This is a genomic window from Gottfriedia sp. NPDC056225, assembly GCF_042267765.1.
Classification (GTDB): domain Bacteria; phylum Bacillota; class Bacilli; order Bacillales; family Bacillaceae_G; genus Gottfriedia.
The window spans coordinates 1-9,360 of sequence record NZ_JBHJTJ010000082.1 but is presented as its reverse complement, the minus strand read 5'-3'; the positions used below and the strand labels follow the sequence as shown (position 1 = coordinate 9,360).

General features: G+C 31.9%; 13 protein-coding genes. 1 reads left to right on the top strand and 12 read right to left on the bottom strand.

All coding sequences use genetic code 11. From position 1 onward, the window contains the following. Positions 1 to 363: 363 nt before the first annotated feature. From ACFCYN_RS24095 to ACFCYN_RS24055, 9 genes are all read right to left on the bottom strand, one after another. On the bottom strand, positions 364 to 1,236 hold the full coding sequence (locus tag ACFCYN_RS24095; RefSeq protein WP_375952463.1) for an SDR family NAD(P)-dependent oxidoreductase: 873 nt from the start codon (positions 1,234 to 1,236) through the stop codon (positions 364 to 366). 119 nt (positions 1,237 to 1,355) lie between these two features. Continuing rightward, positions 1,356 to 2,036 carry an MBL fold metallo-hydrolase gene (locus ACFCYN_RS24090; protein WP_375952460.1) on the bottom strand — a complete coding sequence of 227 codons (681 nt, stop codon included), beginning with the start codon at positions 2,034 to 2,036 and terminating at the stop codon, positions 1,356 to 1,358. Between the two features lie 24 nt (positions 2,037 to 2,060). After that, entirely contained in the window at positions 2,061 to 2,240 is a 180-nt protein-coding gene (locus tag ACFCYN_RS24085; protein WP_375952457.1) for a hypothetical protein, read from the bottom strand. Positions 2,241 to 2,450: 210 nt separating this feature from the next. After that, positions 2,451 to 3,023 (bottom strand): TetR/AcrR family transcriptional regulator, encoded by a 573-nt coding sequence (locus ACFCYN_RS24080; RefSeq protein ID WP_375952454.1) that lies wholly within the window; start codon positions 3,021 to 3,023, stop codon positions 2,451 to 2,453. Between the two features lie 548 nt (positions 3,024 to 3,571). Beyond that, complete coding sequence (locus tag ACFCYN_RS24075) at positions 3,572 to 4,078, bottom strand: hypothetical protein (protein ID WP_375952465.1); 507 nt, start codon at positions 4,076 to 4,078, stop codon at positions 3,572 to 3,574. Positions 4,079 to 4,252: 174 nt separating this feature from the next. Further along, complete coding sequence (locus ACFCYN_RS24070) at positions 4,253 to 4,591, bottom strand: hypothetical protein (RefSeq protein WP_375952451.1); 339 nt, start codon at positions 4,589 to 4,591, stop codon at positions 4,253 to 4,255. Between the two features lie 260 nt (positions 4,592 to 4,851). Then, on the bottom strand, positions 4,852 to 5,145 hold the full coding sequence (locus tag ACFCYN_RS24065; protein ID WP_375952448.1) for a hypothetical protein: 294 nt from the start codon (positions 5,143 to 5,145) through the stop codon (positions 4,852 to 4,854). A 166-nt stretch (positions 5,146 to 5,311) separates the two neighbouring features. Beyond that, positions 5,312 to 5,572, bottom strand: coding sequence for a hypothetical protein (locus ACFCYN_RS24060; RefSeq protein WP_375952445.1), 261 nt, complete (start codon positions 5,570 to 5,572; stop codon positions 5,312 to 5,314). A gap of 181 nt (positions 5,573 to 5,753) precedes the next feature. Beyond that, complete coding sequence (locus tag ACFCYN_RS24055; RefSeq protein ID WP_375952442.1) at positions 5,754 to 5,939, bottom strand: hypothetical protein; 186 nt, start codon at positions 5,937 to 5,939, stop codon at positions 5,754 to 5,756. A 451-nt stretch (positions 5,940 to 6,390) separates the two neighbouring features. Between ACFCYN_RS24055 and ACFCYN_RS24050 the strand changes: the two genes are divergently transcribed. Continuing rightward, the gene (locus ACFCYN_RS24050) at positions 6,391 to 6,948 is read left to right on the top strand and encodes a DUF2569 domain-containing protein (protein WP_375952439.1); all 558 of its coding nucleotides are present in this window, start codon (positions 6,391 to 6,393) and stop codon (positions 6,946 to 6,948) included. Between the two features lie 262 nt (positions 6,949 to 7,210). Here ACFCYN_RS24050 and ACFCYN_RS24045 read toward each other — a convergent pair whose 3' ends face one another. From ACFCYN_RS24045 to ACFCYN_RS24035, 3 genes are all read right to left on the bottom strand, one after another. Continuing rightward, the gene (locus ACFCYN_RS24045) at positions 7,211 to 7,675 is read right to left on the bottom strand and encodes a DUF805 domain-containing protein (protein ID WP_375952436.1); all 465 of its coding nucleotides are present in this window, start codon (positions 7,673 to 7,675) and stop codon (positions 7,211 to 7,213) included. Between the two features lie 745 nt (positions 7,676 to 8,420). Then, entirely contained in the window at positions 8,421 to 8,966 is a 546-nt protein-coding gene (locus ACFCYN_RS24040) for a DUF4352 domain-containing protein (protein WP_375952433.1), read from the bottom strand. A gap of 171 nt (positions 8,967 to 9,137) precedes the next feature. Then, the coding region (locus ACFCYN_RS24035) for a hypothetical protein (protein WP_375952430.1) at positions 9,138 to 9,360 on the bottom strand (223 nt) is incomplete at its 5' end.

Genomic DNA, 9,360 nt, shown 5'->3' with positions numbered 1-9,360 from the left:
ATTTTGATTGTTTCTATTATCTTGATTTCTATTCAATTTTTAGCGCTCCTTTAACTTATATACACTAATTATAATGAAAATTGATAGGGATTTTATATTAAGAAAATCGTTCAACTTTTAAACATTAACCCACAAATTACAACATTTTTAAGCCGATAATTTTAGATTAACATCCATACCTTGCTCAACTAATGCATGCGTTAGCCATCCATGAATCCTCAGATTCACAACAGTGAATGGAAGTTTATATCGTACTCCCATGGTAGTTGAATAGGAACTTGAATTCAATTTACAAACATATAAAAAGAAGCTACCTAAAAGATAGCTTCCATGAACTTGATTATTATAATGCTTTAATCAACATTATTTTTTAAGATATGGACTAATAATTTTCATGCAGTAATCCCAAATCATTTTTTCGGTTTCTGCAGAGTAATATTTATCACTCGGTGCTTCTTCCTTCATTTTACCAAAGTATTTTCCACTAACATTTTCTACTTCTCCGGATGTTGCCAAATAAACAGTTGTGTCTGCTCCTTTTTCTGGTTTCGTCATGAATGGAAGTGCCACTTTAAAAATCAAATTGCTAATAAATCCTTTATCGCTATCCTGACCAAATCTGGTTGCCACTGCACCAGGATGATATACATTTGCCGTTATATTATTAAGCCCTTTTTCTTTTAAAGAAGACGCAAAATGTCTAGTTACCCAAATGGTATACAATTTAGACAAACCATATGCTCTAGATGGTTCATAGTTTTTTTCTAACTGTAAATCGTTGAAAATAGGTTTTGATGCTGACATTTTATGAGTTGCAGATGACGTATTAATAATTCTAGCTGAAGCGCTTTTTGCCAGTTCAGCCAGTAATAATTCTGTTAGAAGTAACGGAGTAAATAAGTTAAGGGCGATTGTTTTTTCATGTCCATCTGTAGTTATTTCTCTAACCTTACCGAAAAATGCACCAGCATTATTTATTAGCACATCAAGTCGATCATATTTTTTCTTGAACTCATCAGTCATGCGCTTAATATCGGCGAATGAAAATAAATCGGCTATTAAATAATCCACCTTGAGATTCCCTGTTTCTAATTTAATTTCTTCACAAACAGACTGAGCTTTACTTCTATTTCGTCCGTGAATGATGACTGTATGACCTTGCTTTGCTAAAGTCTTTGCTGCTACCTTTCCGATTCCATCTGTAGATCCTGTAATTAAAATGATTTTATTTTTCAAATGAATCCTCCTTATTAAAAAAAGTAAAAACTATTCAAAATCAATTTATGTTAATAAATAAAACTAGAAATTTTTCTAACTTTAATGTTAATCTAAAGATATTTTTTCATATCACCTCCTTAAAAAATATCTCTCCACCACGGAATCTGTGATATGTTTGTTATTCCAATTTCGAAAGTATCTCCAATGCGGGGTGTAGCAACCACAACATTTCTTTCACTTGCAGCTTCAAGCACACGTTCAATCGGTTCGTCCCAGTCATGGATTGCTAATGTAAATGCTCCCCAATGAATCGGCAGTAAAATACTGCCTCTAAGTTCTATATGAGCTTGAACAGTTTCCTCCGGTACCATATGCAAAGGCCACCAACCTTTGTTGTCGTATTGACCAGCGTCAATCAACGTTAAATCAAATGGACCAAATTTATCACCAATTTGTTTAAAATGCGGTCCATAGCCACTATCACCACTAAAGAAAATTTTTGAATTCATTCCTTCAATGACCCATGAGCTCCACAAGGTTGAATTTTGATTAAAAAACCCTCTACCTGAGGAGTGCTTTGCCGGTGTACAACGGAATTTCATACGCAAAAAATCAGCTTCTTCCCACCAATCGAGTTCAATAATCTGTTCAGGTTCAATCCCCCATCTTTCAAGGTGGCTTCCTACACCAAGTGGTACAAGAAATTTTCTTACCTTCCTTCTTAATTTCTTGATAGTCCTATATTCCAGATGGTCATAGTGATCGTGTGAAATGAGTACAACTGCAATATCCGGAAGCTCATCAATTTCGATTGGCATTTGTTCGCTATATCGTTTGCCACCTTACTTAAAAGGAGAAGAATATTTCTCAAATACGGGATCTAACAACAAAAATTGACCGTCTACCTGTAATATAGAAGTAGAGTGCCCGAACCAAGTAACCGTTGCTTTATCTGAGCTATTAGAAAGTAATGATTTAGTTAGACGTTGAACTGGAAGCATTTCTTTAGGTCGTGCTTTCAAATTTCCCCTCATGTATTCAATAAGAATTGGCATAAGAGCCTTTATGCTATAGTCAATAGGCGATTTAATAGGATATTTAAACTTCCCATGAAGAAAGTTTTTGGATTTTTCAAATCTGAGTTTGTTCTTTGAAGAAAATAACATAAATTTTTAATAACCTCCTTTTAAACGAACGTTCGTTCATTTTAATTTTTAAAAAAGAGGGATACATTAACGTTTAATAGCATCCCAACTCATTTGAATCAAATCACTTATATTTTTTTCATTAAGCTCAAACTCGCCATTAAATTGCATTTTAGCCAAATCAGTAATCGGAGCAGTTATTAAAACTAAAAGCAACATTGTATCGGACTCTTTTAATAATTGTTGTTCAATACCTCTTTCTACTAAATCAAATAAAGGTTGAAACATCCAACTATGATCTTCAATACATAAATTTTTAATTAACGGAGAATTACTAAATTGTTCTAGAAACAAAAATTCATCTTTATGGTTAAAAATGAATTCAATTTGATTTCTAAGTACTTGTTCAAATGCAACCTTGATTGGCATCTCTTCTTCAAGACCTGTTAACACTTTCTGACTTAGATGTTGTTTAACATTAGTGTATAACTTGCTTAACATATCCTCCTTATTTTCAAAATAAACATAAATGGTTGAAGAAGATACATTTGCTCGTTTAGCGATTTTCTTCATTGAAATATCAGAAAAACCAATCTCATTCAATAATTGAATTGTCGCTTTAAAAATTGCTTCGTTTTTATTTTCATCTTTATATCTCATGATTCTATAATAAACGTTCGTTCGATTAAAATCAAGTGATTATTCCTCATGATAATCCATCTTTCCTTATGCAACTAAACTGCCATTTAATTGCACAAAAAAGACCGCCGAAGCAGCCAAACGTTGTTCAACTAAAGCATCAGTTAGTTCGATAACAATCTAATAAAACCGAGAAATACAAGACCTATCGTCATAATGAAAAGATTGGTTCTAAGTTTTCCTTTTTTCTGAGTTGCCCATACAAAATGCCCTATTCCTAATACAAAAAGTGAACAAGGTATTAAAGTCCAGAATTGGTTAGTGATAAGCCCGTATACTGACAAAATGATTACAACTAATACCGATAAAAGAGTGAATTTTTTAACCAATTTTCCGCCTCCTATTTGATCAATATAAAGTGCTTTTATATACTGGGTTTAATTCTATTTCTTATATCTACATTTCCTTGTTCAACTAATGCATCAGTTAGTTGCATAAGCAACAGTCTGAATTTCATTGTAGACCTGATGGATTTTATAATAAATTTTTTTATTGCCCAACAAACTGACTTAATATGTACACCAAAAGACACTATCCACTATCGGTTCAAAGTTAGGTACCTTTATGAAATTCAATAGGATGTCTGTGTTATTTGTTCCAATATATTCATCTTCATCAACATTATAAAATTGAATAAATTCGACCTTATATATGCCACTATCAATCTTTATTCTATAATTTGAACAATTTTTATCAGGTACTTTTTCATCTTCAAACTGTGCTGCCATCGTGAGGCATCCATAGTCTACCAAAAATAATTGATCATCTGTTACTCGTATGTAGCCTACAGCCCTCCGAAAGCATTTAGGACTAATTTCTTTTGTTCCAACTTTTACGTCAACTTTCCAAGAATGTTCAATACCTTCTTCAGTCATTTGAAAAACCAGAATATGTCCTTTTTTCATTTCAAATGCAAAATGTTGTAGAAGAATCTCAAACTCCCAATCTTCATCCACAAATGATTTATATTGTTCAGCATTAGTTATCCCAATAAAGTTGGTATCATCAAATTCCATACAATATTTCATTGTTTTTCCTCCCTTGTTATAACATAAAATAGAATAAATTCGATATATTTTAATTTTCCTTATTTTTTCCAATCTGACAGCTTTTTTTATAAATGAGGCACAACTGTGGAAAATGGATCTTCAACTAATGCATTGTATTAGTTATTTAAGAGTCGTAATGAATTAATAAACCCAAAACATATCATCATATATATCACCTGTTTCATAGTCGAAAAACATTTTATATTCTCCAATCTCAGAACCATCGTATTCAATAACAAGTCGTATCACAACGTGATTATAGTCTTCATCTGGCCAGTTGGTCATTGTAATTGAAACTGGTTTAATATAAAAGGAGAGTTTTTTTTGTTCAAATCCATTTTTAAAAGTGTTCACATATTCTTCAGGGTATTCTTCCTTCCAACTATTAAAGTTCTCCCAAAAACCTTTTATAGTTTCATTTTCTAAGTCCTTTTCAATTACCCACTTTTTAAATTCCTTGATATTAATATAAATAGACATTACAGTCCTCCTATTTGAATTAATACCCAATAAATTCTTCATATAATTGGCGAATACCTTCTTAAAACTAACTGACATTAGCACAATAAAAAAGATCGACGATATTGTCGATCTTTTTTATTGTTGAACTATCGCATGCGTTAGTTGAATAAGTTTTTATTTTTATCTATTAATTGATTTTTTAGTTTTAGAAATTAAGTTTTTAAGAAAATAAGCTTTTTTGTACAAGTTCAATAAGGGATACGGGCTTAAGTTTGCTCTTATTTTTCTTTTTTTGTGAAATAAGTAAGTACGAAAGGAATCAGAGGTACTAGCACAAGTAATCTAAACCAATTCTCTGATGCAATAAAAAAATACAGAGTTGGAAGTAATAATACAATTCCACTTATTAGTAATGATGTCCAAGATTTTTTCCAAAGACCCCATGCACATAGAACCAATCCAGAAAACATTAATACCCAAAAAATGAGACTTACCCAATCGATAACAATTGGAGCAGGTATTTCCGAAGTTCCACTTGCATCATCTACTAAAGTCACATTTCTTATCCTCATTACTCCACCTCTTATCAAAAAGAAAAGTTTTATAATAAATATTAAATATAAATATCAAATAGACCTTCTTCCAACAATACCAACTGTCAACCCAACGAAAGTCTGTAAAACAGTTCTTGATGATCTTCAACTAACGCATGCTTTAGTTGCATAATTCCCCCTAAAATTAGAGAAACTTTCCCTCATTAGCTAAGGCACTTTCAAACAATTCTTTATAATATTTTACACCAAGTTTTTTTTGAAGTAAGTTTATTTGACTCCAAAATTCAGCTTCATTCATTCCTTCAAAATCTTTTACCATAAGAAGCGCTAGATTGTGGAATACGTGAGCAATATGGAAAGCCTCTTCATGAGTGGTATTATTTTTTATATCTACAAATGCTTGATATATCAAAACTTTATAAGCGTACTTTTTCTTATTTTCCATTCTACACCTCCAGTATAATATGAAATACTTCAATTTTTTTGTTCAAATAACCTGCCATTTAACCGCATAAGAAAAACGATCCTTCGTTATTGAAGAATCGCATGCGTTAGTTGTATAAGATTTAAAAATGTTGTTGTAGTTAATGAGGTCTGAAACTCTGGCAATAAGCGAATATTTATATTTATTCTTCAGTTGGAATAGCATCTTCTTTAGCAAAATATCGAATGGCACTTAATAGAAAAAGTATTTTTGATGTACTTAAAATAAATCTTATCCACCACACATCAGTATTAAAACCAAATATTATATATCCTAAATTAATTAGACCAGTTACAGTCATAACACACGCATAATATAATTTTTTCACTAATGAATTCCCCTTTAATGTACCTCATAAGAAAGTATAAACAAAAAAAGCCGAGAGACTCGGCTTAACTTTTCTTCAATTATATAGCAAATGTTAGTTGACCTTCAACAACTTCTAATCCATTCTTTAATTGAAATTCCTCGTAAGTTTATTTTCAACTAAAGCATGTTAAGTGTAATCCTTAACAAATTTGAGTTGTACGGTTTAAGAGGTGTCTCAATCGGGATTGTAGAATTAAAATAGTAATCAATAATTTACATATGAATTGGATTTCCTAATTTATCATATAAATTAGCAAGAGTCTCTATCCAAAAATAAAATACATTCTCAGTTTAAATTGAATTACGTTGAAGATTTTTTTATCAATTTTGGGACAGTTATTTTTTCCTATATTCATATATCCAAATAAACAAAATATTAGATTACAATTTTTTGAAAAAGGTGGGATTTTATGGAAAATGAAGAATTGAGTATTAAACCAAAGTACAAAGGAATCGGCGGTTGGATAATTTTAGTTGTGATTCGTTTAATAACTGTACCAATTTTTGCTTTTCTTGATATTTACAATAATATAATGGTGAATTTTCAACCCAATAATTGGCATGCATTAACTACACCCGGTTCTAATGCTTATCACCATTTATTTGGTCCTTTACTTATTTTTGAACTTATCTATAAAATCCTTCTCATAATTGTACCTGTATTTCTCTTAGTATTGATGTTCAAAAAAAGCCGTTTGTTTCCTAAATTTATGATTATCTATTTACTTGGATTAGTAGTTTTTGAATTTTTAGACATATTTTTTACCAACATTATTATAAATGATCTACCTGTATTACAAGAAGGAAAAGGAGAACTACTCAGTATGGGAGTTAGAGGTTTTGAAAGTATTATCGTAAATGCTGCAATATGGGTTCCATATTTTCTTCGTTCAAAAAGTGTAAAAGCTACATTTTTGAATGTAAATATTGAATCAGCAGCTACCACTGATACTACCTTACATCACTAATCATTTAACCCTTGCACTATAATGCAAGGGTTTTTATTCGCTTGCAGAGATTCCACGGCCTTTTCCGTTCATAATTAATTTGTTAAGTCATTCGGCATGTTCCAAAAAATTGCCTCTAAACAACCCTCATTAGCTTTTTACACTAACCTGCCATTTTGTTGAATAAAAAAATCGACTAAACAGCCGATCTAGTTGTTCAACTAATGCATGCGTTAGTTGAATAAGACTCGATATTTTCTCTGTTTAATTCTTTCTTAATAGATTATTCTCCTTTTGGATTAGCTCCGTACTGGTTTTCACCTTTTTGACTATCAATACAAAAGAACGTAATCATTACAATGAAACAGATTATTGTTAGTAAAAAGACAAAAATACCCACTAACCCGACAAGCTGATACTGTAAATTAATTTCGAAAACTTGAGCTATTGGCAGTAAAAATAACGGTAAGACCCATAGAAATGGCAATACACTAATCAACAACCACCATCCATTTTTACCAATATCATGGAGTCTTCGTATACTTACAGACAAACTTGGAATAAACATTAAAACATTATATATTATTGCCATGATATTAACTACAAAGGATGCCTTTGTCGAAACCAATACTCCAGTTATTAAAAAATTGATAAGAGTATTGGTCAGAGTAAACCTCCAATACTCTTTACGTCTTGCTCTTCCTGAAAAATCAAAAGAATTCTTTAACACTTTTATATACCAACTCATGCCATCTCTCCTGTTGTTTTTTAAACCGAATAGTACAAACTAGTCGAGTAGAAAGGAGTCTTTTTACCTTACGGTAAATCGAACTCCATCCCCTCCCAGAACCGTGCTTGCGCTATTAACGCACACGGCTCCTCCAACTTATCATTCACAGAACTCAGCTAATTTCTATAAGACTTTTATTCTGTTATCCTTAATAGTTTTGTTTCCATTTATTCTACCTCTGTGTGTAGTAAATGTGTCCTTATTAAGGGTGATACTTTGGTAGCAGTCTTTCCTCCATCGGCATTACCCAACTTCATAGGTACTACACTGCTATCCGACTCCCTACATCGGCATTTGGTTTCCTTACTTGTTATCGCTTGTACACCATACTCTTCTATTAAATGAAAAGACCGGTAGGGTATCCCGAGTTGCCGTATCATATCAATGTGTTACGTGCCAAGGTCTCTGACTCCGGAGAGGCTTTACCTTTCTTGCCCTAACGAAAGGTAAAATATTGCTTTCTGCTATGCGTAAGGCATCAGCCCTCTCGTTTTATTAACATTTCGAAGCTCAATCCCTTCAACCATTTGGCTTTCGGCCCGCAACCTAACTGTCTACACTTAAAGACTAAAGTTACCTTTATCCCTCCAAGACTTGCTACGAGTGAATGGCTAGTTCTTACTCGACGGGAATCCCACCCGCTATATGATACGACCTAGGCTCGGCCGCACATGCATCAGTTAGTTGCATAAGAATTGAAATATCAATTCGGATATACATTAAAATTAATCTCTTTAACTTTCTTTGAAAATGTTGGTTTAAAAACTAGTTTATACTTTTCTGATTTAGAGATTTCGAAATAAAGTTTACCACCCTCGAGACCACGAACAGAACTGTCAGGACTCTTTTCTCCAGATAGATTTCCACTAATTTCTTGTCCAATATAACCATCGTAATGTTGTTTCATTTCACCTTTAGAATCATATAGTTCAAAATCAGTTGCTTTGATATGAACATCTTTAGAATACGGTTTACTCCATACCTGTAAATCTACTGTAAGAACATCACCTTTATAATTGTCTTTTTTACTTGAAGGTTTAGTAATGCGAGCATTGTTGATCGTGACCTGAATTTTATCAAATTCAACCGTATCTCCCATTTTATAAATCTTATCTTTAATTGGCTTTAAAGTTTTTTGTGTGTACACATCATAACCAGCATCAGTATTTACATTTTTTGTATCACAACCACTTAGAATTATTCCTGTTATACCTAACGATAGGATAACAACTTGTAACTTTTTTTTCATTAGGTTCTCCCTGTAATTATAATTTAACATTTATTATTCGACATAAATTATTAATCACCTTGTTCAACTAAACTGCCATTATTTTGAATAAAAAAGGACTGCCTAAGCAGCCCAGCATAATACAACAAATGCATCAGTTAGTTGAAGATGTTTTTACTCAGTATTGCACCTTTACACCATTAAATAGTCAATCAGAATACCTAAGAAGATTAATATGATACCAATTGTAAAATGAACTCTTTTTTCATTTATTTTTGTTTTTTCAAAAATAGTAAAGATTATTCCAATTAGACCAATAAAGACTGCACTTCTTATAAAGTACGATGTATTTACAAGGAATATTTCTGGAAACTTCTGAACAAGACCAGAAATTGTTCCTAAAACAAATAAAAAT

Excerpts from the sequence above, each read along its gene's own strand:
- ACFCYN_RS24065 (WP_375952448.1), bottom strand. The coding sequence starts at position 5,145 with ATGAGGATAAGAAATGTGACTTTAGTAGATGATGCAAGTGGAACTTCG.
- ACFCYN_RS24070 (WP_375952451.1), bottom strand. The coding sequence starts at position 4,591 with ATGTCTATTTATATTAATATCAAGGAATTTAAAAAGTGGGTAATTGAA.
- ACFCYN_RS24040 (WP_375952433.1), bottom strand. The coding sequence starts at position 8,966 with ATGAAAAAAAAGTTACAAGTTGTTATCCTATCGTTAGGTATAACAGGA.
- ACFCYN_RS24090 (WP_375952460.1), bottom strand. The coding sequence starts at position 2,036 with ATGCCAATCGAAATTGATGAGCTTCCGGATATTGCAGTTGTACTCATT.
- ACFCYN_RS24050 (WP_375952439.1), top strand. The coding sequence starts at position 6,391 with ATGGAAAATGAAGAATTGAGTATTAAACCAAAGTACAAAGGAATCGGC.
- ACFCYN_RS24045 (WP_375952436.1), bottom strand. The coding sequence starts at position 7,675 with ATGAGTTGGTATATAAAAGTGTTAAAGAATTCTTTTGATTTTTCAGGA.
- ACFCYN_RS24080 (WP_375952454.1), bottom strand. The coding sequence starts at position 3,023 with ATGAGATATAAAGATGAAAATAAAAACGAAGCAATTTTTAAAGCGACA.
- ACFCYN_RS24060 (WP_375952445.1), bottom strand. The coding sequence starts at position 5,572 with ATGGAAAATAAGAAAAAGTACGCTTATAAAGTTTTGATATATCAAGCA.
- ACFCYN_RS24075 (WP_375952465.1), bottom strand. The coding sequence starts at position 4,078 with ATGGAATTTGATGATACCAACTTTATTGGGATAACTAATGCTGAACAA.